Source organism: Streptomyces sp. NPDC003943 (genome assembly GCF_053605265.1).
In genome coordinates this window covers 1-22,982 of sequence record NZ_JBSGIW010000029.1, presented here as the reverse complement: position 1 = coordinate 22,982, position 22,982 = coordinate 1, and the positions used below count along the sequence as shown (strand labels likewise).

General features: G+C 71.8%; 24 protein-coding genes. 8 read left to right on the top strand and 16 right to left on the bottom strand.

Annotation, left to right across the window (positions count from 1 at the left end):
* Positions 1 to 104 precede the first annotated feature (104 nt).
* Positions 105 to 1,328, top strand: coding sequence for a TerD family protein (locus ACWEV0_RS14860; RefSeq protein ID WP_453149724.1), 1,224 nt, complete (start codon positions 105 to 107; stop codon positions 1,326 to 1,328).
* Between the two features lie 50 nt (positions 1,329 to 1,378).
* Here the strand turns inward: ACWEV0_RS14860 and ACWEV0_RS14855 are convergent, their stop codons facing one another.
* On the bottom strand, positions 1,379 to 2,809 hold the full coding sequence (locus ACWEV0_RS14855; RefSeq protein ID WP_453149680.1) for an alkaline phosphatase PhoX: 1,431 nt from the start codon (positions 2,807 to 2,809) through the stop codon (positions 1,379 to 1,381).
* Between the two features lie 97 nt (positions 2,810 to 2,906).
* Here ACWEV0_RS14855 and ACWEV0_RS14850 point away from each other — a divergent pair, with 97 nt between their 5' ends.
* The gene (locus ACWEV0_RS14850) at positions 2,907 to 3,674 is read left to right on the top strand and encodes an SDR family NAD(P)-dependent oxidoreductase (protein WP_453149679.1); all 768 of its coding nucleotides are present in this window, start codon (positions 2,907 to 2,909) and stop codon (positions 3,672 to 3,674) included.
* 34 nt (positions 3,675 to 3,708) lie between these two features.
* Here the strand turns inward: ACWEV0_RS14850 and ACWEV0_RS14845 are convergent, their stop codons facing one another.
* Positions 3,709 to 5,202 (bottom strand): hypothetical protein, encoded by a 1,494-nt coding sequence (locus tag ACWEV0_RS14845; RefSeq protein ID WP_453149678.1) that lies wholly within the window; start codon positions 5,200 to 5,202, stop codon positions 3,709 to 3,711.
* Positions 5,203 to 5,462: 260 nt separating this feature from the next.
* Between ACWEV0_RS14845 and ACWEV0_RS14840 the strand changes: the two genes are divergently transcribed.
* On the top strand, positions 5,463 to 7,325 hold the full coding sequence (locus tag ACWEV0_RS14840; protein ID WP_453149677.1) for an endonuclease/exonuclease/phosphatase family protein: 1,863 nt from the start codon (positions 5,463 to 5,465) through the stop codon (positions 7,323 to 7,325).
* A 34-nt stretch (positions 7,326 to 7,359) separates the two neighbouring features.
* Complete coding sequence (locus ACWEV0_RS14835; protein WP_453149676.1) at positions 7,360 to 7,806, top strand: N-acetyltransferase family protein; 447 nt, start codon at positions 7,360 to 7,362, stop codon at positions 7,804 to 7,806.
* A gap of 109 nt (positions 7,807 to 7,915) precedes the next feature.
* Here the strand turns inward: ACWEV0_RS14835 and dapD are convergent, their stop codons facing one another.
* Genes dapD through ACWEV0_RS14820 form a run of 3 tightly spaced genes read right to left on the bottom strand, consistent with a single transcriptional unit; the run spans position 7,916 to position 9,860 of the window.
* Entirely contained in the window at positions 7,916 to 8,899 is a 984-nt protein-coding gene (gene dapD, locus ACWEV0_RS14830) for a 2,3,4,5-tetrahydropyridine-2,6-dicarboxylate N-succinyltransferase (protein WP_453149675.1), read from the bottom strand.
* A 44-nt stretch (positions 8,900 to 8,943) separates the two neighbouring features.
* Positions 8,944 to 9,540: a TetR/AcrR family transcriptional regulator gene (locus ACWEV0_RS14825; protein WP_453149674.1), complete on the bottom strand. Its 597-nt coding sequence runs from the start codon at positions 9,538 to 9,540 to the stop codon at positions 8,944 to 8,946.
* Entirely contained in the window at positions 9,540 to 9,860 is a 321-nt protein-coding gene (locus ACWEV0_RS14820) for a DMT family transporter (protein ID WP_453149673.1), read from the bottom strand. The genes ACWEV0_RS14825 and ACWEV0_RS14820 overlap by 1 nt, the downstream gene beginning before the upstream one ends.
* Before the next feature lie 62 nt (positions 9,861 to 9,922).
* Here ACWEV0_RS14820 and ACWEV0_RS14815 point away from each other — a divergent pair, with 62 nt between their 5' ends.
* A complete protein-coding gene (locus tag ACWEV0_RS14815) occupies positions 9,923 to 10,987 on the top strand; it encodes a DUF7847 domain-containing protein (RefSeq protein ID WP_453149672.1) in 1,065 nt (354 codons plus the stop codon).
* A gap of 58 nt (positions 10,988 to 11,045) precedes the next feature.
* Here ACWEV0_RS14815 and ACWEV0_RS14810 read toward each other — a convergent pair whose 3' ends face one another.
* The 9 genes from ACWEV0_RS14810 to ACWEV0_RS14770 all read right to left on the bottom strand — a co-directional run bounded on the left by ACWEV0_RS14810 (position 11,046) and on the right by ACWEV0_RS14770 (position 18,538).
* A complete protein-coding gene (locus ACWEV0_RS14810) occupies positions 11,046 to 11,384 on the bottom strand; it encodes a metal-sulfur cluster assembly factor (RefSeq protein ID WP_451606180.1) in 339 nt (112 codons plus the stop codon).
* Positions 11,381 to 11,854, bottom strand: a complete 474-nt coding sequence (sufU, locus tag ACWEV0_RS14805) for a Fe-S cluster assembly sulfur transfer protein SufU (RefSeq protein ID WP_403797810.1) — start codon at positions 11,852 to 11,854, stop codon at positions 11,381 to 11,383. The genes ACWEV0_RS14810 and sufU overlap by 4 nt, the downstream gene beginning before the upstream one ends.
* A 12-nt stretch (positions 11,855 to 11,866) precedes the next feature.
* Positions 11,867 to 13,135, bottom strand: coding sequence for a cysteine desulfurase (locus tag ACWEV0_RS14800; RefSeq protein ID WP_451606181.1), 1,269 nt, complete (start codon positions 13,133 to 13,135; stop codon positions 11,867 to 11,869).
* Positions 13,132 to 13,896 (bottom strand): Fe-S cluster assembly ATPase SufC, encoded by a 765-nt coding sequence (sufC, locus tag ACWEV0_RS14795; protein ID WP_370411691.1) that lies wholly within the window; start codon positions 13,894 to 13,896, stop codon positions 13,132 to 13,134. Before sufC ends, ACWEV0_RS14800 begins: the two co-directional genes overlap by 4 nt.
* A gap of 7 nt (positions 13,897 to 13,903) precedes the next feature.
* Positions 13,904 to 14,221 carry a non-heme iron oxygenase ferredoxin subunit gene (locus tag ACWEV0_RS14790; RefSeq protein WP_403797819.1) on the bottom strand — a complete coding sequence of 106 codons (318 nt, stop codon included), beginning with the start codon at positions 14,219 to 14,221 and terminating at the stop codon, positions 13,904 to 13,906.
* A complete protein-coding gene (sufD, locus tag ACWEV0_RS14785) occupies positions 14,221 to 15,402 on the bottom strand; it encodes a Fe-S cluster assembly protein SufD (protein WP_453149671.1) in 1,182 nt (393 codons plus the stop codon). Before sufD ends, ACWEV0_RS14790 begins: the two co-directional genes overlap by 1 nt.
* Before the next feature lie 63 nt (positions 15,403 to 15,465).
* Positions 15,466 to 16,881 (bottom strand): Fe-S cluster assembly protein SufB, encoded by a 1,416-nt coding sequence (gene sufB, locus ACWEV0_RS14780; protein ID WP_451606183.1) that lies wholly within the window; start codon positions 16,879 to 16,881, stop codon positions 15,466 to 15,468.
* Positions 16,878 to 17,615, bottom strand: a complete 738-nt coding sequence (locus ACWEV0_RS14775; RefSeq protein WP_453149670.1) for a helix-turn-helix transcriptional regulator — start codon at positions 17,613 to 17,615, stop codon at positions 16,878 to 16,880. The genes sufB and ACWEV0_RS14775 overlap by 4 nt, the downstream gene beginning before the upstream one ends.
* A 167-nt stretch (positions 17,616 to 17,782) precedes the next feature.
* Positions 17,783 to 18,538, bottom strand: coding sequence for a DUF72 domain-containing protein (locus ACWEV0_RS14770; RefSeq protein ID WP_453149669.1), 756 nt, complete (start codon positions 18,536 to 18,538; stop codon positions 17,783 to 17,785).
* A gap of 57 nt (positions 18,539 to 18,595) precedes the next feature.
* Here ACWEV0_RS14770 and ACWEV0_RS14765 point away from each other — a divergent pair, with 57 nt between their 5' ends.
* From ACWEV0_RS14765 to ACWEV0_RS14755, 3 genes are all read left to right on the top strand, one after another.
* A complete protein-coding gene (locus ACWEV0_RS14765) occupies positions 18,596 to 19,531 on the top strand; it encodes an ABC transporter ATP-binding protein (protein WP_453149668.1) in 936 nt (311 codons plus the stop codon).
* Positions 19,528 to 20,292: an ABC transporter permease gene (locus ACWEV0_RS14760; protein WP_453149667.1), complete on the top strand. Its 765-nt coding sequence runs from the start codon at positions 19,528 to 19,530 to the stop codon at positions 20,290 to 20,292. Before ACWEV0_RS14765 ends, ACWEV0_RS14760 begins: the two co-directional genes overlap by 4 nt.
* Positions 20,293 to 20,379: 87 nt before the next feature.
* Positions 20,380 to 21,348 (top strand): COX15/CtaA family protein, encoded by a 969-nt coding sequence (locus tag ACWEV0_RS14755; protein ID WP_453149666.1) that lies wholly within the window; start codon positions 20,380 to 20,382, stop codon positions 21,346 to 21,348.
* Positions 21,349 to 21,380: 32 nt separating this feature from the next.
* Here ACWEV0_RS14755 and ACWEV0_RS14750 read toward each other — a convergent pair whose 3' ends face one another.
* Both ACWEV0_RS14750 and ACWEV0_RS14745 read right to left on the bottom strand, forming a co-directional pair.
* Positions 21,381 to 22,493, bottom strand: coding sequence for an amidohydrolase family protein (locus ACWEV0_RS14750; protein WP_453149665.1), 1,113 nt, complete (start codon positions 22,491 to 22,493; stop codon positions 21,381 to 21,383).
* Positions 22,494 to 22,592: 99 nt separating this feature from the next.
* Positions 22,593 to 22,913, bottom strand: coding sequence for a hypothetical protein (locus ACWEV0_RS14745; protein WP_453149664.1), 321 nt, complete (start codon positions 22,911 to 22,913; stop codon positions 22,593 to 22,595).
* Positions 22,914 to 22,982: the final 69 nt, after the last annotated feature.

Genomic DNA, 22,982 nt, shown 5'->3' with positions numbered 1-22,982 from the left:
GCTCCCACCCACGAGTCGAAAGAATATTTCACCGGGGTGGCCGAACCGGGCGCAGGTAAGGGAACGGCAAAGGGAGGTCGTTCGTTACCCGGGGCATGACCGCTATGACCCCCGGCTCGAACATCCCTCTCACCGCCGCGCGCGTGGCGGTGGACGTCGCCGCCCCGGTGCGGCTCGACGTCTCGGGCCTGCTGCTCGGCGCCAACGGCAAGGTGCGTTCCGACGACGACTTCATCTTCTACAACCAGCCGTCAGGCCCCGGTGTCACGTACCGCTCCGGCGGCGGCGCGGCGCCCGACGCCATCCTGGTGGACACCTCCGCCGTGCCGGCCGGCGTCGAGAAGATCGTGGTCACCGCGAGCCCGGACGCCGCGGGCCAGACCTTCCAGGGCATCGAGCCCACCGCCACGCTGCGGAACGCGGACGACGGCAGCGTCCTCGCCACCTTCACCCCGCCGCGGCTCGCCACCGAGACGGCGCTCGTGGTCATGGAGATCTATCTGCGCGGCGGGGCGTGGAAGGCCCGCGCGGTGGGTCAGGGATACGCGAACGGGCTCGCCGGCATCGCGACCGACTTCGGTGTGTCGGTGGACGAGGAGCCCACGCCGGCCCCCGCGCCCGCCGCCGCCCCCGCGCCCGCGCAGGCCCCCGCCGCCCCGCCGTCCTGGCAGACCCCGCCCGCGCCTCCCACCGCTCCCCCGGCGCCCCCCGCTCCCCCCGCTCCCCCGGCTGCGCCGCCGGTCGGCACCGGGAAGATCAACCTGGACAAGGGCCGGGTCAGCCTGCAGAAGAACCAGACCGTGTCCCTGGTCAAGGGCGGCCGCCCGCTGCTCTCCACGGTCAAGATGGGCCTCGGCTGGGAGCCCGCCTACCGCGGCCGGGACATCGACCTGGACGCCTCCGTCATCGCGTACGGTCCGCAGCGCAACCACATCGACAGCTGCTACTTCGGCAAGCTGTCCATCCTCGACGGCGCCGTCAAGCACTCCGGCGACAACCTGACCGGCGAGGGCGCGGGCGACGACGAGGTCATCGTCGTCGACCTGGGCCGGCTGCCGGCCGACACCACGGGTCTGGTCTTCACCGTCAACTCCTTCTCCGGCCAGAAGTTCACCGAGGTCGCCAAGGCGTACTGCCGGCTGATCGACGGGACGACCGGCGAGGAGCTGGTCCGCTTCGACCTGACCACGGCGGAGCCGCAGACGGGCGTGATGATGGCCAAGCTCATCCGCCAGTTCTCCGGCGAGTGGGAGATGACGGCGATCGGCGACTTCGTGAAGTCCCGCACCGTGCGGGGCATGGTGAAGCCCGCCGCCCAGGCGCTCTGAGGCCGACCGGGCCTCGCGCGGGCGTGCGCGGGGCCCGGTCGGCGGTCGGCTCAGCGGCGCGGCTGGCGGCGCCAGGGGCCGGTGATCGCGAGCATGATGCCCGGGTTCTGGATGTTGGCGAAGAGGGTGTCGCCGTCGGGCGAGAAGGTCACGCCGGTGAACTCGCTGTCGTTCAGGTCGTTGCGGGCGATCGGGTAGGTGCGGCCGCTCTCGGTCGCGCCGAAGAGGTGGTTGACGCCCTCGCCGTCCTCGGCGATGACGAGGCCGCCGTACGGGGAGACGGTGATGTTGTCGGGACCGTCGAAGGCGCCGTCCTGCTCCGGTGCGGCGTTGACGCCGAGCAGCACCTGGAGGGTGAGCGTGCGGCGCTTCGGGTCGTAGAACCAGACCTGGCCGTCGTGCGCGACGGGGCTCTCCTCGCGGGCGTACGAGGAGACGACGTACGCGCCGCCGTCGCCCCACCACATGCCCTCCAGCTTGCGGGCGCGGGTCACCTCGCCCTCGCCGAACTGCTTGCGCACCGAGACCGTACGGGCGTCGCGGTCCTCGACGTCGACCCAGTCCACGCCGTAGACGGTGCCGATCCGCGTGGCGCGGGAGAGGTCGTCGACGTACTGTCCGGCGGAGTCGAAGCACCGGGGCGCCTGGAGCCGGCCCGCGTCGTCGGCGAGCGTCGCGAGCTGCCCGCGGCCGTGCTCGAAGCCGTGCGGCGGGACCCAGCGGTAGAACAGGCCGTTGGGGCCGGCGGCGTCCTCGGTGAGGTAGACGTGGCCGCGCCTGGGGTCGACGACGACGGCCTCGTGGGCGTAGCGCCCGAAGGCCTTGACGGGCTTCGGGTCGAGGTTCGCGCCCTGGTCGTGCGGGTCGACCTCGAAGACGTAACCGTGGTCCTTGGTCATGCCGTTCTTGCCGGCCAGGTCCTCGGTCTCCTCGCAGGTCAGCCAGGTGCCCCAGGGGGTGCGGCCGCCCGCGCAGTTGGTGGACGTGCCGGCGATGCCGACCCACTCGGCGACCGTGCCGTCGCGGTGCACCTCGACGACCGTGCAGCCGCCGGCGGCCGCCGGGTCGTAGACCAGGCCCTCGGTGAGCGGGACGGGGTAGGTCCACTTGGAACGCGGGCCCTTGAGCTCGTGGTTGTTGACGAGGTACGTGGTGCCGCGCGGGCCGTCGAAGGTGGCGGTGCCGTCGTGGTTGGAGGGCGTGAACTCGCCGGTCTCCAGGCGGGTGACGCCGCTGTGGGTGACGACCCGGTAGGTGAAGCCCTCGGGGAGGGCCAGGATGCCGTCCGGATCGGCGACCAGCTCGCCGTAGCCGAGGGTACGGCCGTGGCCGTTTCCGCCGGCGGCGCCGCTGCTCACCTCGTAATCGTCGGCGGCCAGGGCCTGCGGCGCGGTGGCGAGCGCACCGACGGCGCCGGTGAGGGCGAGGCCGGCGCCCGCCGCGACGGACTTCTTGGCGAACTCTCTGCGGGTCTGGGACATGACGGTCTTCTTCCTGTCGTCACCTGTTGTCACCTGGTGTCGCGGCACACGGTCGCGCCCCCGTATAAACGGCACTTGAACAGAAAGGCGATCCTCCATGAACCTGCCCCCGTACGGTAGGCGCGTACTGGTCAGCGGCGCGTCGCGCGGCCTGGGCCGCGCGGTGGCCCGGGCCTTCGCGGCCAACGGCGACCGGGTGTGCGTGCATTACGGCTCGCGCGCCGACGAGGCCCGCGCGACCCTCGACTCCCTCGACGGCACCGGCCACGCCCTGGTCTCCGGCGACCTGGCCGACCCGGCGGAGGCCGGCCGGGTCGCGGACACGGCGGCCGAGGCGCTCGGCGGCCTGGACGTCCTGGTCAACAACGCGGCCGTGAACCTGCCGCACCCTCCGGCGACGACGCCGTACGAGGAGTGGGCGGAGCTGTGGCAGCGGCACGTCTCCGTGAACCTGCTCGGCACCGCGTATCTCAGCCACCGCGCGGCGCACCGGATGATCGAGGGAGGGACCGGCGGCCGCATCGTCAACATCGGCTCGCGCGGCGCCTTCCGCGGCGAGCCGGACCACCCGGCGTACGGCGCCACGAAGGCCGCCGTCCACGCGCTCGGCCAGTCCCTCGCCGTGGCCCTCGCCCCGCACGGCATCGGGGTCGCCTCGGTGGCGCCGGGATTCTTCGCGACGGAGCGGGTGGCGCCGAGGCTCACCGGCCCGGAGGGCGAGGCCATTCGCACCCAGTCCCCGTTCGGCCGGGTGGCGAGCCCGGAGGAGATCGCCGCGGCGGTGCTGTGGCTGGCGTCCCCGGAGGCGGAGTGGGCCTCGGGGACGGTGCTCGACATGAACGGGGCGTCGTACCTGCGGACGTGAGCCGGGCCCGGCCGGGCCCGGCCCCGTACCCCCGTCAGCCCCGCGACCTCGCCTTGAACGCCGCCTTGCGGGCCTCCTTCGCCGACGGCTTGTCGCGGTGGAGGCGGCCCATGGCGTCGAGGACGTCGGCGGTGGCCGGGTGGTCGACGCGCCACACCTCCTCGAAGAAGCCGCCGTGACGGCCGGTCAGGCCCTCGATGAGGTCCTGGAGTTCCTCCAGGTCGCCGTCGGCGTCGAGGTGGGCGGCGATGGTGTCGACGGCCAGCCAGAAGATCATCGACTCGGGCGGGGCCGGGATGTCCGCCGCGCCGCGCTCGGCGAGCCAGACCCGGGCGAGGCCGCCGAGTTCGGGGTCGTCGAGGACCTCCCGTACGGCCGGTTCGGCGTCCGGGCCGACGAGGGAGAGGGCCTGCTGGGCGTGGAGCCGGCGCAGCGGGGCGCCGGGGTCGCTGCCGCGGGCGGCGGCGAGCAGCTCGGCGGCCGCGGTGGAGGCGTCGCGGGCGGCGAGCCAGCCGGCGGTCTCGGCGCGGGCGGCGGCCTGCGGGTAGTGGGCGAGGCCGTCGAGCAGCACGTCGGCGCCCTTGTCGGCGAGCTCGCCGACGGCGGGAGCGGTGAGGCCGGCCTCCAGCATCCGGGCGCGGACGCCGTAGAGACCGAGCGGGGTGAGCCGGACCATGCCGTAGCGGCTGACGTCCTCGTCGTCGAAGGGCGCGGCGGGCTCGGCCGGGCCCTGCTCGCCCTCCTCGACCATCAGGGCCTCGTCGACGGGCTGGTACTCGACGAGGCCGATCGGCTCCAGGATCCGGAACTGCTCGTCGAGCCGCATCATCGCGTCGGAGACCTGCTCCAGGACGGCGTCGGTGGGCTCGCTCATGTCGTCGGGGACGACCATCGAGGCGGCGAGCGCGGGCAGCGGCACCGGCCCCTCGCCGGCGCCGCCCTCGGTGACGGTCAGCAGGTAGAGGTTGCCGAGGACGCCCTCCAGGAACTCGGCCTCGCCCTCCGGGTCCCAGTCGAGGGCCTCGAAGTCGATCTGGCCGTCGGGGCCGACGAGCGCGTCGAGGTCGTCGATGTAGGGCGCGGTGGCGTCGGAGAAGACGGCGTCGAAGCCGTCGAGCCAGACGGCGAGGACGTCCTGCGGCGAACCGGCGGTGAGCAGGCCGAGGTTCTCGCCGACGGTGACGGTGCCGGCCTCCTCGTCCCCACTGCCCGCGGCGCCCTCGCCGTCGGCCGTGTCGTCGGCGTCCTCGGGGTCGTGGACCTCGACGAGGCCGGTGTCGACGGCGACCCGCCAGGCCTCGCTGGCGTACGCCTCGCCGTCCTCGTCGCCGGCCAGGCCGAGGGCCTCGGCGGCGGCGGGCAGCTGCTCGTCGACGAGTTCGCCGCCCGCGCCCACCCGGGTCTCCGGGCCGGCCCAGCGGGCGAGCCGCACGGCGCGGGTGAGGAGGGGGGCGGCCAGGGCCTCCCGCGCCAGCTCCGCGTCCGAGGGCAGCCGAACGGGGGGAAGGGTCGGGTGGTCCGGTGCCATGTCGGGTGTTCTCCTCGGCGATGGGGTACCTCCCGTGCCGTTGAGGCCACGGGGGAGGGCGGGGACGGGACGGTCGCGCGCCGGCGCGGCGGCAAGGCGGCGCGACCTTCAGCGTAGACGCATTCCGGGGGCGGTCCGCCGGTTCATCGGGGCGTCAGCCTTCGTACACCCGTCGACCCTTGACAAGTGTGCTGCTCTGCATCGAAATTGACGCGCGTAGATCTTTCGATCGTTCGTCCAAATCCCCACGGAGTGCCTTGATGTCTTCCTCCATACCGAGATCCGCGGCCGTCGCCGCCGTCGTCTCCGCCGCCCTCGCCGCCGGTCTGCTCGGCGGCACGGCGGCCTCCGCCGACGAGGCGGTGACCACCGCGACCGTCGCCGGCGCGGCCATCCCCGCCCGGATCCACGACATCCAGGGCACCACCCGCACCTCGCCGCTGGTCGGCAAGCAGGTGAGCGGGGTGACCGGCGTCGTCACCGGCGTGCGGACCTACGGTTCGCGTGGATTCTGGATCCAGGATCCGGACGCCGACGACAACCCGGCCACCAGCGAAGGCATCTTCGTCTTCACGAGCTCCGTCCCGACCGTCGCCGTCGGCGACGCGGTGAGCGTCAACGGCACGGTGACCGAGTACGTGCCCGGCGGACTGAACTCCGGCAACCAGTCGCTGACCCAGATCTCCAAGCCGGTCATCACGGTCGTCTCCAAGGGCAACGAGGTCCCGGCGCCCGTCGACGTCTGGTCCGGCTCGGTCCCCGAGGCGTACGCCCCGGCGGGCGACCCGGCGGCCGGCGGCTCGATCAACGGGCTGACGCTCGACCCGGAGACGTACGCCCTGGACTACTACGAGTCCCTGGAGGGCATGAACGTCGAAATCGGCTCCTCACGCGTGGTCGGCGCCACCGACCCGTACGCCGAGCTGTGGGTGACGGTGAAGCCGTTCGAGAACGACAACAGCCGCGGCGGCACGGTCTACGGCTCGTACGACGCGCAGAACACCGGCCGGCTCCAGATCCAGCAGCTCGCGCCGCTCGCGCAGCAGCCCTTCCCGAAGGCCAACGTCGGCGACTGGCTGACCGGCACCACCGAGGGCCCGCTGGACTTCAACCAGTACGGCGGCTACACCCTGGTGGCCCGCACGCTCGGCGAGCACGTCGACATGGGCCTGGAGCGCGAGGTGACGGAGCGCCAGCACAAGAACGAGCTGGCGGTCGCCACGTACAACGTGGAGAACCTCGACCCGACCGACCCGCAGGAGAAGTTCGACGCGCTCGCGAAGGCGGTCGTCGAGAACCTCGCCTCGCCCGACATCGTCGCCCTGGAGGAGATCCAGGACGACAACGGCGCCAAGAACGACGGCACGGTCACGGCCGGCGAGACGCTGAAGAAGTTCACGGCGGCGATCGCGGCGGCCGGCGGTCCGGCGTACGAGTGGCGCTCGATCGACCCGCAGAACGGCAAGGACGGCGGCGAGCCCGGCGGCAACATCCGTCAGGTCTTCCTCTTCAACCCCGAGCGGGTCTCCTTCGTGGACCGCGCGGGCGGCGACGCGACCACCCCGGTCGCCGTCACCGGCACCAAGGGCGACGCCCACCTCAGCCTCTCCCCCGGCCGCATCGACCCGGCGAACCCGGCCTGGGAGAACAGCCGCAAGCCGCTCGCGGGCGAGTTCCGCTTCCGCGGCCGCACCGTGATCGTGGTCGCGAACCACCTCACCTCGAAGGGCGGCGACGAGTCGATCGTCTCCCAGCACCAGCCGCCGAACCGTTCCTCCGAGACCAAGCGACTGCTCCAGGCGCAGGCCGTCAACGCCTTCGTCAAGGACATCGAGGCCGTCGACAAGCAGGCGAACGTGCTCGTGGTCGGCGACATGAACGACTTCGAGTTCTCCGGCACCACGCAGGCGATGACCGACGGCGGCGCGCTCTACCCGGCCATGCTGTCGCTGCCGGAGAGCGAGCGCTACTCGTACGTCTACCAGGGCAACAGCCAGGTCCTCGACCAGATCCTGACCAGCCCCGGCGTGCACCACTTCGAGTACGACTCGGTGCACATCAACGCGGAGTTCGCGGACCAGAACAGCGACCACGACCCGCAGGTGCTGCGCTTCCGCCCTTGATCACCAGTGCGCACGGGTGTGCGAGACTGCGGCCGTGATCCTGCGTCCCGCCACCCGTGCCGACCTGCCCGCCGTCCTCGCGCTGCTCGCCGACGAGGAGCGGGTGGTGGACCCGGCCTCGGTGACCGTGACCCCCGCCTACGAGCGGGCGTTCGCGGACATCGAGGCCGACGCGCGCAACGAGATGCTGGTGCTGGTGGACGACGACGGCCTGGTCCTCGGCTGTCTCCAGGCGACCTACATCCCCGGCCTCGGCAAGGGCGGCGCCGAGCGGGCCCTGTTCGAGGCCGTACGCGTCCGGGCCGACCGCCGCGGCGGCGGGCTCGGCCGCGAACTGATGCGCAGCGCGATCGCCCGGGCCCGCGCGCGTGGCTGCGGGCTCGTCCAGCTGACCAGCAACAAGTCCCGGACCGAGGCCCACCGCTTCTACGACTCGCTGGGCTTCGCCCGCAGCCACGACGGCTTCAAGCTGGTGCTCTGACCGCGCTGACCCGGCAGGTCCGGCCTGGGACGAGGGGGATCGTGCCGGACGGCCCCCCGCCCCGGGCGGTGGATTCCGGGGGCGACGGGCCGTCTCACGGCGACGAGCCTCAGTTGTGGCTGTGCAGGATCTCGTTCAGGCCGCCCCAGACCGCGTTGTTCGGGCGGGCCTCGACGGCGCCGGAGACCGAGTTGCGGCGGAAGAGGATGTTGGAGGCGCCGGAGAGCTCGCGGGCCTTGACGATCTCGCCGTCGGGCATGGTGACCCGGGTGCCGGCGGTGACGTACAGACCGGCCTCGACGACGCACTCGTCGCCGAGCGCGATGCCGACGCCCGCCTCGGCGCCGATCAGGCAGCGCTCGCCGATGGAGATGATCACGTTGCCGCCGCCGGACAGGGTGCCCATGGTGGAGGCACCGCCGCCGATGTCGGAGCCGTTGCCGACGACGACGCCGGCGGAGATGCGGCCCTCGACCATGGAGGTGCCGAGGGTGCCGGCGTTGAAGTTGACGAAGCCCTCGTGCATGACGGTGGTGCCGGCCGCGAGGTGGGCGCCGAGGCGGACGCGGTCGGCGTCGGCGATGCGGACGCCGGCGGGCACGACGTAGTCGGTCATGCGGGGGAACTTGTCGATCGAGGTGACCTGGAGGTGCAGGCCCTCGGCGCGGGCGTTGAGCCGCACCTTCTCGATGTCTTCGACGGCGACCGGGCCGAGCGAGGTCCAGGCGACGTTGGCGAGCAGGCCGAAGACGCCGTCCAGGCTCTGGCCGTGCGGCTTGACCAGGCGGTGGCTGAGCAGGTGCAGACGCAGGTAGGCGTCGTGCGCGTCGAGCGGCTTGTCGTCCAGGGAGGCGATGACGGTGCGGACGGCGACCACCTCGACACCGCGGCGGGCGTCCACGCCGAGGGCCTTGGCGGCGCCCTCGCCGAGGGCGTTCACGGCGGCGTCGGCGTCGAGCCGCTCGGTGCCGGCCGGGCCGGGGGCGTCGGTCAGCTCGGGGGCGGGGAACCAGGTGTCGAGAACGGTGCCGTCACCGGCGATGGTGGCGAGGCCGGCGGCGACGGCGCCGGTGGTGCGAGGAGCAGTGGTCATGACGGAAAACCTAACGGTCGGGGCCGGGCGCGGGCCAACCGGTCTCAGGTGGCGGTCGGCGCCGTGGGCGGTTCCGACGAGGTCCCGGCCCGCCCTTTCGGGTCTTCGTTCAGGATCCGGGCCAGCATCTCCCGGGCGTACTCCTCGTCGTACGGCGCGCCGGTGAGCAGCACCTGGAGGCTGATGCCGTCCATGAGGGCGACCAGGGCGCGGGCGGTGCGGGGTCCGGTCCGCGGGGTCAGCGCGGAGACCACCTCGTCGGCCCACTCGGCGGCGACGGGGCGCAGGGCGGGGCGGCGCAGGGCGGCGAGGTAGAGCTCGTACTCCAGCTCCACGCCGGTGCGTTCGCCGGCGAGCCACTCCCGCATGAGGGCGGCCAGGCCGGCGGCCAGATCGGGCGCGGCGATCTCGGGGCCCTGCCGGAGGCGGGCGCCGAAGTTGGCGTTGACCCGGTGGAGCGCGGCGACGAGGAGTTCGTCGAGGGACGCGAAGTGGTACGTGGTGGAGCCGAGCGGCACGTCGGCCTCGGCGGCGACGGTGCGGTGGCTGAGGCCCGCGAGCCCGGCCCGGCCGACGACGCGCAGCGCGGCGTCGACGATCCGCTCGCGCCGGTCGGGGTCGTGGCGGCGGGGGCGGGCCATCAGTGCGCGCCGCCGAGGTTGAGGACGGCGACGCCGGCGATGATCAGCACGATGCCGGCGATCTTGGCGAGGCCCAGGCTCTCGCCGAGGAAGAGGTAGCCGATGGCGGCGACGACGGCGGTGCCGGCCCCGGACCAGATGGCGTAGGCGGTGCCGACCTGGAGCGTCTTGAGCGCCCGGGAGAGGAGCACGAAGGAGACGAGGTAGCCGGCGCCGGTGAGCAGGGAGGGCCAGAGCCTGCTGAAGCCCTCGCTGTACTTCATCGAGGTGGTGGCGAATATCTCCGCCGCGATGGCGCCCGCGAGCAGTCCGTATCCCATGTGTACGAGTGTACGCATGCATGTGTACGTCCGTACGCATCGGCTCCCGATACGGTGTGCCCATGACATACGCTCCAGGACCGTACGGCTACGGCTACCCGCCTCCGCCGCCCCCGCCGAAGCCCGGCGTGATACCCCTGGCCCCGCTGGGCCTGGGGGAGCTCCTGACCGGAGCCTTCAGCACCTACGGCCGCTACTGGAAGCCGCTGATCGGTGTCGCGGTGGCGGCGTACGCGGGCGAGGCGGTCCTGGTCGGCGGCGGCCTCCTGCTCGCCTACAACGCGGTCAAGGACGACCTCGACCGGCTGACCCACCTGCCCCCGCACACGAGCCCGGACTTCGCCGACTTCCAGCCGCTGATCGTCGCCTTCGGCTGCCTCTGGGTCGTCGGCATGCTCGGCCTGCTCGTCACCACCGGTCTGGTCGGCGCCGCCGCGCCGGCCGTGGTCCAGGAGGCGGTGCTCGGCCGTCCCGTCGGCTTCGTCGCCGTCTGGCGCCGCGCCTGGTCGCGGCTCGGTTCGGTGATCGGCTCGGTCCTGCTCTCGGCCCTGGCCACGCTCGTCCCCATGCTGCTCTTCATGGTCGGCGTCGTCCTGCTGATCGTCGGCATGGTCGCGGGCATCGGCTCGTCCGAGTCCGACGCCCCGCCCGCGGCGGCCCTGGCCGGCGTCGGCGGTCTGCTCTTCCTCCTCGCCGTGCTGACCCTCCCGGTCTGCCTCTGGCTCTGGGTGAAGTTCAGCCTGGCCCCGGCCGTCGCCGTCGTCGAGAACCAGGGCCCGATGGCCTCGCTGCGCCGCTCCTCCGCCCTGGTGCGCGGCGACTGGTGGCGGGTCTTCGGCTACGGCCTCGTCGCCTCCCTGATCGTGGGCGTCATCAGCTTCGTGCTGCAGCAGATCCTCTCCATGGGCAGCGCGTTCTCGATGCCCCTGTACGGCCCCGACGAGAGCGCGTCCCCCGGCGAGGTGCTCTCCGCCATGCTCGGCTCGATGATGGTCCTCGGCTTCGTGCAGATGCTCGTGCAGGCCGTCCTCGCCCCGTTCCAGCCGCTGGTCAGCGCACTGCTCTACGTCGACCAGCGCATCCGCAAGGAGAACCTGGCCCCGGTCCTGGCCCAGCAGATCGTCTGAACGGCACGAAGGGCCGCACTCCCACAGGAGTGCGGCCCTCGTACGTACGGCAGGTACGTCAGACGTTGAAGCCCAGCGCGCGCAGCTGCTCGCGCCCGTCGTCCGTGATCTTGTCCGGGCCCCACGGGGGCATCCAGACCCAGTTGATCTTCAGCTCGCTGACGATGCCGTCGGTCGCGGCCTTCGCCTGGTCCTCGATCACGTCGGTCAGCGGACAGGCCGCCGACGTCAGGGTCATGTCCAGCGTCGCGACGTTCGAGTCGTCGACGTGGATGCCGTAGATCAGGCCCAGGTTGACCACGTCGATGCCCAGCTCGGGGTCGACGACGTCGTACAGCGCCTCGCGGATCTCTTCCTCGGAGGCCGGCTTCATGATGGCCTCGGCGTTCTCGGTCATGCCGACTTCCTCACAGACTTCTGGTCGTCCCCGCCCAGGACCTGGGCCGTCGCGTCCTTCCACGCCATCCAGCTGAGCAGCGCGCACTTCACCCGGGCCGGGTACTTGGAGACGCCGGCGAACGCGACCGCGTCCTCCAGGATCTCCTCCATGGCGTCGTCCGGCTCGATCTGGCCCTTGGACTGCATCAGCTCCAGGAAGGTGCCCTGGATCTTCTGCGCCTCGGCCAGCTCCTTGCCGACGAGCAGCTCGTTGAGCACGGAGGCCGACGCCTGGCTGATGGAACAGCCCTGGCCCTCGTACGACACGTCCTCGATGCGCTCGCCGTCGTACTTCACCCGGAGCGTGATCTCGTCACCGCAGGTCGGGTTGACGTGGTGCACCTCGGCGTCGCCGGGCCGCAAGCCCCGCCCGTGGGGGTGCTTGTAGTGGTCCAGGATGACGTCCTGGTACATCGAATCCAGCTTCACAGGTCAGCCGCCCTATCCGAAGAAGTTACGGACGTGCTCCAGGCCCGCGACCAGGGCGTCGACCTCGGCCGGAGTGGAGTACAGATAGAACGACGCCCGCGTGGTCGCCGGAATTCCGTACCGCAGGCAGACCGGGCGCGCGCAGTGGTGGCCGACGCGGACGGCGATGCCCTGCTCGTCGAGGACCTGGCCCACGTCGTGCGGGTGGATGTCGCCGAGCGTGAAGGAGATCGCCGCACCGCGGTCCTCGGCCGTGGTCGGGCCGATGATCCGCAGGTCCGGCACCTCCTGGAGGCGCTGGACGGCGTACTCGGTGATCGCGTGCTCGTGGCGCGCGATGTTCTCCATGCCGATCGCCGACAGGTAGTCCACGGCCGCGCCGAGGCCGACGGCCTGGGCGATCGGAGGCGTACCCGCCTCGAACTTGTGCGGGGCCGGCGCGTAGGTGGAGGAGTGCATCGAGACGGTCTCGATCATCTCGCCGCCACCGAGGAACGGCGGCAGGTCCTCCAGGAGCTCCTGCCGTCCCCACAGCACGCCGATGCCGGTCGGGCCGCACATCTTGTGGCCGGTGAAGGCCACGAAGTCGGCCTGCAGCGCCTGCACGTCGAGCACCATGTGCGGGGCGGCCTGCGAGGCGTCGATGCAGACGAGGGCGCCGACCTCCTGGGCACGGCGGATGATCGTCTCGACCGGGTTGATCGTGCCCAGCAGGTTCGAGACCAGCGTGAAGGAGACGATCTTGGTCTTCTCGGTGATGACCTCTTCGATGTTCGACAGGTCGAGGCGACCGTCGTCCGTGAGGCCGAACCACTTCAGCTTCGCGCCGGTGCGCTGCGCGAGCAGCTGCCACGGCACGATGTTGGAGTGGTGCTCCATCTCCGTGATGGCGATCTCGGTCTCGTGGTCCACGCGGTAGGGCTCGTCGGCCCAGCCCAGCATGTTGGCCACGAGGTTGAGCGACTCGGAGGCGTTCTTGGTGAAGATCACCTCGTCGCGGCTCGGCGCGTTGATGAAGGCGGCGACCTTGTCGCGGGCACCCTCGTACAGCGCGGTGGCCTCCTCGGCGACGGTGTAGACGCCGCGGTGGACATTCGCGTTGTGCCGCTCGTAGTAGGCGTTGAGAGCGTCGAGCACCTGGCGCGGCTTCTGCGAGGTCGCCGCCGAGTCGAGGTACACGATCTTCTTGCCGTCGTGGACCAGACGATCCAGCAGCGGGAAGTCCTTGCGGATCGCCTCGGTGTCGAGGAGGCCGGTCAGCCCCTGATGGGCGGAAGTCACGCGGATGCGCCACCCTTCACGTACTTGTCGTAGCCCTCGTTCTCCAGCTGGTCGGCGAGCTCGGCGCCGCCGGACTCGACGATGCGGCCGTTCGCGAACACGTGCACGAAGTCGGGCTTGATGTAGCGCAGGATGCGCGTGTAGTGCGTGATCAGCAGGGTGCCGACCTCGCCGGTCTCGCGGACGCGGTTGACGCCCTCGGAGACGATGCGAAGGGCGTCGACGTCGAGGCCGGAGTCCGTCTCGTCGAGGATCGCGATCTTCGGCTTGAGCAGCTCGAGCTGGAGGATCTCGTGACGCTTCTTCTCACCGCCGGAGAAGCCCTCGTTGACGTTGCGCTCGGCGAAGGCCGGGTCCATCTGGAGCTTCTCCATGGCCTCCTTGACCTCCTTCACCCAGAGGCGCAGCTTCGGGGCCTCGCCGCGGACGGCGGTGGCGGAGGTGCGCAGGAAGTTGGAGACCGAGACGCCGGGGACCTCGACCGGGTACTGCATGGCCAGGAAGACGCCGGCGCGGGCGCGCTCGTCGACCGACATCTCCAGGACGTCCTCGCCGTCGAGGGTGACGGTGCCGCCGGTGATCGTGTACTTCGGGTGGCCGGCCAGGGAGTACGCCAGGGTCGACTTGCCGGAGCCGTTGGGGCCCATGATGGCGTGGGTCTCGCCCTGCTTCACGGTCAGGTCGACGCCCTTGAGGATCTCCCGGGGGCCGTTCTCGGCCTCGACGGAGACGTGCAGGTCGCGGATTTCAAGCGTTGCCATGGGTGACTCAGGACTCCTGGGTGACGGAGACGAGCACATCGTCCCCTTCGATCTTTACGGGGTATACGGGGACGGGGCGCGTCGCGGGAAGGCCGGACGGCTTGCCGGTGCGCAGGTCGAACGCGGAGCCGTGCAGCCAGCACTCGATCTGGCAGTCCTCGACCTCGCCCTCCGAGAGGGAGACGTTCGCGTGCGAGCAGATGTCGTGGATCGCGAACACCTCGCCCTCGGTGCGGACGAGGGACACCGGCGTGCCGTCGAGTTCCACCCGCTTGGGGGTGTCCTCGGCCAGCTCGCTCAGCGCACAGGCGCGGACGAAGGCCATCAGACGGACGCCTCCAGCTCGGCCTCGATCTTGGCGATCAGGCGCTCCTCGACGTCCGCGATGCCGATCTGCTGGACCAGCTCGGCGAAGAAGCCGCGGACGACGAGGCGGCGGGCCTCGGTCTCCGGGATGCCGCGGGCCATCAGGTAGAAGAGCTGCTCGTCGTCGAAGCGGCCGGTGGCGGAGGCGTGGCCGGCGCCGGCGATCTCGCCGGTCTCGATCTCCAGGTTCGGGACCGAGTCGACCCGGGCGCCGTCGGTGAGGACGAGGTTCCGGTTGAGCTCGTAGGTGTCGGTGCCCTCGGCCTTGGCCTCGATGAGGACGTCACCGATCCACACCGCGTGCGCGTCCTGGCCCTGCAGCGCGCCCTTGTAGGCCACGTTGGACTTGCAGTGCGGGGTGTTGTGGGTGACCAGGAGGCGGTGCTCCTGGTGCTGGCCGGCGTCGGTGAAGTACAGGCCGAAGAGCTCGGCCTCGCCGCCGGGGGCCGCGTACTCGACGCGCGGGTGGAGGCGGACCACGTCGCCGCCGAAGGTCACGACGACCGACTTGAAGGAGGCGTCGCGGCCGACCAGGGCGTTGTGCTGGGCGACGTGGACGGCCTTCTCGTCCCAGTCCTGGACGGAGACGACGGTCAGCTTGGCGCCGTCACCCAGGACGTAGTCCAGGTTGGCGGCGAGCACGCCGTCGCCGGTGTGGTCGATGACGACGACGGCCTCGGCGAAGGCGCCGACCTCGATCACCTGGTGGCCGAAGGCGACCCCGCCCTGGCCGTGCACGTTGATGCGGATCGGCTCGGTGAGCACGGCCTCCTTGGCGACGGTGACGACCGACGCCTTCTCGAAGGAGGAGTACGCCTGGGCGGCGACGCGGTCGACCGGCTTGCCGGCCTTGCCGAGGCGCGCGTCGTCGCGGCCCACGGTCTCCACGGTGACGCCCTCGGGGGCCTCGATCTCGACGCGGACGCCCTCGCCGGTGGCGGCGGCGGTGCCGTCGTGCAGGCCGCGGAGCCGCTCCAGCGGGGTGAAGCGCCACTCCTCCTCGCGGCCGTGCGGGACGGGGAAGTCCGCGACGTCGAAGGACGGCGGGGCGCTCATGCGCGTGGCGACGGTGGACTCGGCGGCCACCGCGATCGAGCCCGCGGTGGTGGAGCCCGCGGGGATGTTCTGGGCGTCAGCCATGGCTGTCGTGTTGCTCTCTTCCTGCGTAAGAAATCGGTCGCTGCGGGTTCTGGTGCGGGGCTCTTAGCCGACCGCGCCTTCCATCTGCAGCTCGATCAGCCGGTTCAGCTCCAGCGCGTACTCCATCGGCAGCTCCTTGGCGATCGGCTCGACGAAACCGCGCACGATCATCGCCATGGCCTCCTGCTCGGTCAGGCCGCGCTGCATCAGGTAGAAGAGCTGGTCCTCGGAGACCTTGGAGACGGTGGCCTCGTGACCCATGGTGACGTCGTCCTCGCGCACGTCCACGTAGGGGTACGTGTCCGAGCGGGAGATCGTGTCGACGAGCAGCGCGTCGCAGAGGACGTTCGACTTGGCGCCGGGGGCGCCCTCGCCGATCTCGATCAGACCGCGGTAGGAGGTGCGGCCGCCACCGCGCGCCACCGACTTCGAGACGATGCTCGACGAGGTGTTCGGGGCCATGTGGACCATCTTGGCGCCGGCGTCCTGGTGCTGGCCCTCGCCCGCGAAGGCGATGGACAGAGTCTCGCCCTTGGCGTGCTCGCCCATCAGGTAGACGGCCGGGTACTTCATGGTGACCTTGGAGCCGATGTTGCCGTCGACCCACTCCATGGTGGCGCCCTCGTAGGCGACGGCGCGCTTGGTCACCAGGTTGTAGACGTTGTTCGACCAGTTCTGGATGGTCGTGTAGCGGCAGCGGCCGCCCTTCTTGACGATGATCTCGACCACGGCGCTGTGCAGCGAGTCCGAGGAGTAGATCGGGGCGGTGCAGCCCTCGACGTAGTGGACGTAGGCGTCCTCGTCGACGATGATCAGCGTCCGCTCGAACTGGCCCATGTTCTCCGTGTTGATGCGGAAGTAGGCCTGGAGCGGGATCTCGACGTGCACGCCCTTCGGCACGTAGATGAACGAGCCGCCGGACCACACGGCCGTGTTCAGGGAGGCGAACTTGTTGTCGCCGACCGGGATGACGGTGCCGAAGTACTCCTTGAAGAGCTCCTCGTGCTCCTTCAGCGCGGTGTCGGTGTCGACGAAGATGACGCCCTGCTCCTCCAGGTCCTCACGGATCTGGTGGTAGACGACCTCGGACTCGTACTGGGCGGCGACACCGGCGACGAGGCGCTGCTTCTCCGCCTCCGGGATGCCGAGCTTGTCGTACGTGTTCTTGATGTCCTCCGGCAGGTCCTCCCAGGACTCGGCCTGCTTCTCGGTGGACCGCACGAAGTACTTGATGTTGTCGAAGTCGATGCCCGACAGGTCGGAGCCCCAGGTCGGCATGGGCTTCTTGTCGAACAGCCGCAGACCCTTGAGGCGCAGCTTCAGCATCCACTCGGGCTCGTTCTTCTTGGCCGAGATGTCGCGGACGACGTCCTCGGAGAGACCGCGCTTGGCGGTGGAGCCTGCCGCGTCCGAGTCGGCCCAGCCGTACTCGTACCGACCCAGGCCCTCGAGCTCGGGGTGGCTGATCTCGGTGGTCATGCGGGGTTCCTCCCGGCCGTGCTTGCGGATGCTGTGGATGAAGTGGTCTGTGGGGCGCCGTGCGCGATGTCGGGGATGAACGTCGTGCAGACGCCGTCACCATGCGCGATGGTGGCCAGACGCTGGACGTGGGTCCCGAGGAGACGGGAGAAGATCTCCGTCTCCGCCTCGCACAGCTGCGGGTACTGCTCGGCGACGTGGGCGACCGGGCAGTGGTGCTGGCAGAGCTGCTCGCCGACCGGCGCGTGACGCGCGGTGGCAGCGTACCCGTCGGCACTCAGCGCCTTGGCCAGGGCCTCGGTGCGCTGGGCGGGGTCGGCGGACTCGACGGCCTCGCGGTACGCCTCGGCCTGGGCCTCGATCCGGTCCCGGGCGAAGGCGGCGACGGCCGCTTCTCCGCCGGCGTTCCGCTCGATCCAGCGCAGCGCCTCCACGGCCAGTTTGTCGTACGACTGGTCGAAGGCGTCCCGGCCGCAGTCGGTGAGCGAGAAGACCTTGGCGGGGCGGCCGCGGGTGCGGGTCCCGTAGACCCGCTTCTCGCGCGCCTCCACGACGTTGTCGCCCACCAGCGAGTCGAGGTGGCGACGGACGGCGGCCTGGGTGAGGCCGAGCCGCTGTGCCAGGTCGGCGACGGTCGAGGGACCGTGGTCCAGGATGGAGCGCGCGACCCGGTTCCGCGTGGAGCGTTCACCGGTCGCGAGTTCCTCCGTGGGAGCCTCACCGACGTTTTTCACAACGCCATTGTTGCGTAATTAATCACGGACTGACAAGCGAGGTCCGGAGCCGCGACGGTGCGGTGCCTCACACAGGTAAGGCTTACCTGACCTGCGGAAACGATCATTCGTAGGACGAATCACGACCCGGATGACCAGCGGTTTCCGGCCGCTCCGAGGTCCCCGGATCACCCCGCCGGGACCCGCGCCGACCGTCCCGAGGTCTTCACCAAGTGGACGAAGGATTCCGCGTTGCGGACAGCCGCCCCGCCCACGTCGTTGTTGAAGAAAACGAACACGTCCGCCCGGTCCGGCCAGCTCTCCGCGAGCCGCGCCGCCCAGCTCACCAGCGCCTGCCGGCCGTACGAGGGGAAGGGCCGGGCCCGGCCCTCGTGCAGCCGCAGATAGCCCCAGTCAGCGGTCCGCCAGAGCGGGGTCACCGGCCGCCCGCCCCGGTCCGCCCAGCACAGCGCGGCGCCGTGGCGCGAAAGCACCTCCTCGGTCTCCTCCGTCCACCACGACTCGTGCCGCGGCTCGACCGCCACCCGCACCTCCTCAGGGAAGCGGGCCAGCGCCGCGTCGAGCAGCCCGGTGTCCGCGCGCAGGTTCGGCGGCAGCTGGAGCAGTACGGGCCCGAGCCGGTCCCCCAGCGCCTCCGCGCGGCCCATCAGCCGCGCCACCGGCTCCGCCGGATCCTTCAGCCGCTTGATGTGAGTCAGATAACGGCTGGCCTTCACCGCCATCACGAAGCCCTCGGGCGTCCGCTCCCGCCAGTCGGCGAAGGTCCCGCGCTCGGGCAGCCGGTAGAAGGCGTTGTTGTTCTCCACGGCGGCGAAGCTCCGCGCGTACTCCTCCAGCCAGAGCCGCTGGGGCACGCCCTCCGGATAGAGCACGCCCCGCCAGTCCCGGTACTGCCACCCGGACGTACCGACGAAGACCGCCATACATCGCCTCTACCCCGCCGGGGTCGGCCGTACGGGCGAGTCCTTAGACTTCCCGGCATGCGAAACGAGTCCGTCGAGCCCGCCGTCCGGGTACGGGGCCTGATCAAGCGGTACGGCACCAAGACCGCCGTCGACGGCCTCGACCTCGACGTCCGGGCGGGCACCGTCACCGCCGTCCTCGGGCCGAACGGGGCCGGCAAGACCACCACCATCGAGACCTGCGAGGGCTACCGCAGGCCGGACGCCGGCACCGTCCGCGTCCTCGGCCTCGACCCGGTCGCCGACGCCGCCGCACTGCGCCCCCGGATCGGCGTGATGCTCCAGTCCGGCGGCATCTACTCCGGCGCCCGCGCCGACGAGATGCTGCGCCACATGGCCAGGCTGCACGCCCACCCGCTGGACGTGGACGCCCTCGTCGAGCGCCTCGGCCTCGGCTCCTGCGGCCGCACCACCTACCGGCGCCTCTCCGGCGGCCAGCAGCAGCGCCTGTCGCTCGCCATGGCCGTCGTCGGCCGCCCCGAGCTGGTCTTCCTCGACGAGCCGACCGCCGGACTCGACCCGCAGGCCCGCCGCGCCACCTGGGACCTGGTCCGCGAACTGCGCGCCGACGGCGTCACCGTCGTCCTCACCACGCACTTCATGAACGAGGCCGAGGAGCTCGCCGACGACGTCGCCATCGTGGACGGCGGCCGGGTCGCCGCCCAGGGCAGCCCGGAGGAGCTGTGCCGCGGCGGCGCCGAGAACACCCTGCGCTTCACCGGCCGCCCCGGTCTCGACCTCGGCTCGCTGCTCAAGGCGCTGCCCGACGGCACCGCGGCCGCCGAGACCACCCCGGGCACCTACCGGCTCACCGGCACGGTCGACCCCCAGCTGCTCGCCACCGTCACCAGCTGGTGCGCGCAGCACGGCGTGATGCCCGACCGCCTCTCGGTCGAGCGCCACACCCTCGAAGACGTTTTTCTGGAGCTGACCGGCAAGGAGCTGCGCGGATGAGCACGGGTACGTACGCGCCGAAGCCGGGAGCCGCGCCGGTCGGGCGGATGATCGGCGCGCAGACCGCCCTGGAGACCCGGATGCTGCTGCGCAACGGCGAGCAGCTGCTCCTCACGGTGATCATCCCTTCCCTGCTGCTGGTGCTCTTCTCGACGGTGGACATCGTCGAGACGGGCGCCCGCAAGCCGGTCGACTTCCTCGCCCCGGGCGTCCTCGCGCTCGCCGTGATGTCCACCGCCTTCACCGGGCAGGCCATCGCCACCGGCTTCGAGCGCCGGTACGGGGTGCTCAAGCGGCTCGGCGCCTCGCCGCTGCCGCGCTGGGCGCTGATGACCGCCAAGACGCTCTCCGTGCTGGTCACCGAGGTGCTCCAGGTGGTGCTCCTGACGGCGATCGCGCTGGCCCTCGGCTGGTCGCCGCAGGGCGACCCTTTCTCCGTACTGCTGCTCCTCGTCCTCGGCACCGCCGCCTTCTCCGGGCTGGGCCTGCTGATGGCCGGCACGCTGAAGGCGGAGGCGACGCTGGCCGCCGCGAACCTGGTCTTCCTGCTGCTCCTGGTGGGCGGCGGGGTGATGGTGCCGCTGGAGAAGTTCGGCGCCGCCGGCGACGTGCTCGCGTTCCTCCCGATCTCGGCGCTCTCCGACGGGCTCCGGGACGTCCTCCAGCACGGCGCGGCCATGCCGTGGGGCGACGCGCTGATCCTCGCGGTGTGGGCGGTGCTCGGGCTCGGCGCGGCGGCGAGGTTCTTCCGCTGGGAGTAGTGCCCCGAGTAGCGGGGCGGTGACGTTTCGGGGTGACTCGCCCCGTAAGCACCCCCTCGTGAAAGCGTGCACAAGCCCCCGCCTACGATGTGGACCGTGCAGACCCCCCTCGCCTTCATCGCCCAGCGCTGGACCCCGTCCCCCCGGACGCTCCGGCGCGCCGCGCTCTCCGCCGTCGTGATGAGCGTGCTGATCATCGTGACCGGCGGCGCGGTCCGGCTGACCGGCTCCGGCCTCGGCTGCGACACCTGGCCGAAGTGCACGGACGACAGCCTGATCGTCACCGCGGAACAGGGCTTCCACGGTTACGTCGAGTTCGGCAACCGCATGCTGACGTACGTCCTGTCGGCCGCCGTCGGCTGGGCGATCATCGCCGCGCGCTCCGCCAAGCCCCGCCGCCGCGGGCTGAGCCGGCTCGCCTGGGCGCAGTTCTGGATCGTGCTGAGCAATGCCGTCATCGGTGGCATCACCGTGTGGATGGGGCTCAACCCGTGGACGGTGGCCGGCCACTTCCTGGCCGCGAACTCGCTCCTCACCGTGGCCGTCATCACCTGGCACCGCACCGCCGAGGGCGACACCACGCCCAAGCCGCGCGTGCCGGGCCCGGTGCGCAAGCTGTCCTGGGCGACCGTCGGCGTCTCCGGGCTGCTCATCGCGCTCGGTACGACGGTGACGGGCGCCGGCAAGCACGCCGGCGACAGCAGCGACGTCCCCCGCATGCCGTGGGACTGGACGAACGCGGCCCACCTCCACGCCGTCGCCGCCTGGCTGGTCTGCGCCCTGGCGGTCGCCATGTGGCTGGTCCTGCGCGTGGTGGACGGCCCGGACGACACCCGGGCGCGCGCCCGCGAGCTGCTGATCGTGGTGCTCGGTCAGGGCGTGATCGGCTACGTCCAGTACTTCACGGGCGTGCCCGAGCTGCTCGTCGCCGCGCACATGCTCGGTTCCTCGCTGATGTGGATCGCGGTGCTGCGGCTCGCCCTGAGCCTGCGCGAGCGGCCGGTCACCGTCCCGGAGATCCCGGCCCAGGCCGACCCGGAGCTGGCGAAGGCGTAGGGCCTGTCCGGCGGATCAGGGTCGGGTAGGCCCTAACCGAGGCCGTACACCCGGCGCGCGTTGCCCGCCGCGATCATCTCCGCGACGCGCTGCGCGTCCGCACGCGACCAGGCGCCGTCCGCGACCCATTCGCCCAGCACCCGGGTCACCGCCCCGCGGAAGACGCGCGCGGCCACCACGTGCAGTTCGGGCAGCCCGCGGGCGCCGCTGGAGAAGAGCAGTTTGCCGAAGGGGGCCTGCTCCAGGAACTCGGCGAGGACGGCGGCCGCGCGGGCGCCGGTGCGGGTGACGACCGGGCCGAGGTCCGCGTAGACGTGCGGGAAGTGCGCGGCGAGCCGGGCGGCCTGGCGGTGGTGCGGGGAGTCGTGCAGCAGCACCAGGTCGGCGCCGAGGCCGCCGGTGGCGGCGGCGAAGCCGGCCAGGGCGGCCGGGTCCCGGTCGCCCACGTGCAGCTGGAGCGGCCGGCCGGCGCCGACCGCGACCCACAGCAGATGGCGCAGGAGCACGGGGTCGTCGACGCCGCCGCCGGCCGGGCGCCGGGCCAGCCAGCGTCCCGCCGCGCCGCGCACCTCGCCGGGCCCCGGCGGCTCGGGGACGGCGGCGAGCCCGCCCCGCAGCCCGGCGGCGGAGGTGAAGGCGACGGCGCCCCCGGCGGCCCCGTGGACGGCCTCGGTCAGCCTGCCCAGGAACGCGTCGACGGTGCCGGAGGCGTCGGCGACCCGCTGGGCGAGGAGTTCGAGCCGGACGATCTCGTGCGCGGTGGCGGCGCCGGTGGCGGCCAGCTCGGCGGGGCCGGTCAGGTCGCCGGGCGGCCCGGTGTCGACGAGGTAGGTGGCGATGCCGGAGGCGCGCAGCAGGCGCCGGCCCGATTCCAGGACGCCGAGTTCGCGCCGCCGGGCGAGATAGCGCGCGGGCGGGCAGTGCGGTTCGAGTCCGAGGAGCGGCGGGCACCAGCGGCGTACCGCGAAGCCGGTCTGGGTGTCGAAGAAGGTGGTGCCCGCGGCCGGCGGTGGGGATCCCCCCGGGCGAGCCCACCGAGCCGTGGGGAAGGCCGGGGCGAGGTGGGTCTCGAAGGTGCCGAGGCCGAGCTCCGTGCGCAGCACTCCGTGACAGTGCTGGTCCACCAGGATCGGAGTGTCGATCATTCGGGGGCTCCCACGTGTGGACGGGCTTCCGCCCCTCCTAACGGGTGAGCCCCGCGCGAGGTTGTTGCCTCCGGGGCCCCGAGGGGCCCCGATCGCGGCTCAGCCGTTGGCCGGGCCGCCGAGCTGGATGCCGGCCATGCGGGTCCACTCGTACGGGCCGGTGACGACCTTCGCGGCGAAGTCGCCGTCGAACTCGTCGTGCAGCGTCAGGCCGGCCTTCTCGGCGGCCTCCTGGGCGATCGCGTAGGTCGGGGCCACCAGGTCGCCCCAGCCGCCGTCCTCGCCGACGAGGACGATCCGGGTGCCCGCCTGTCCGATGTGGGCGAGCTGGCCCTCGGCGCCGCCGTGCTTCCCGGCGAACGCCTTGATCTCCTTGGCCAGCTTGGCCGCCTTGCGCTCCGCCTGCTTCGTTTCTGCCATGACAAGGAGCGTACTCGCGGGTAGATCTACTGGCGACGGCCGGGGCACGTGGCGTGGGCCACGCACCCC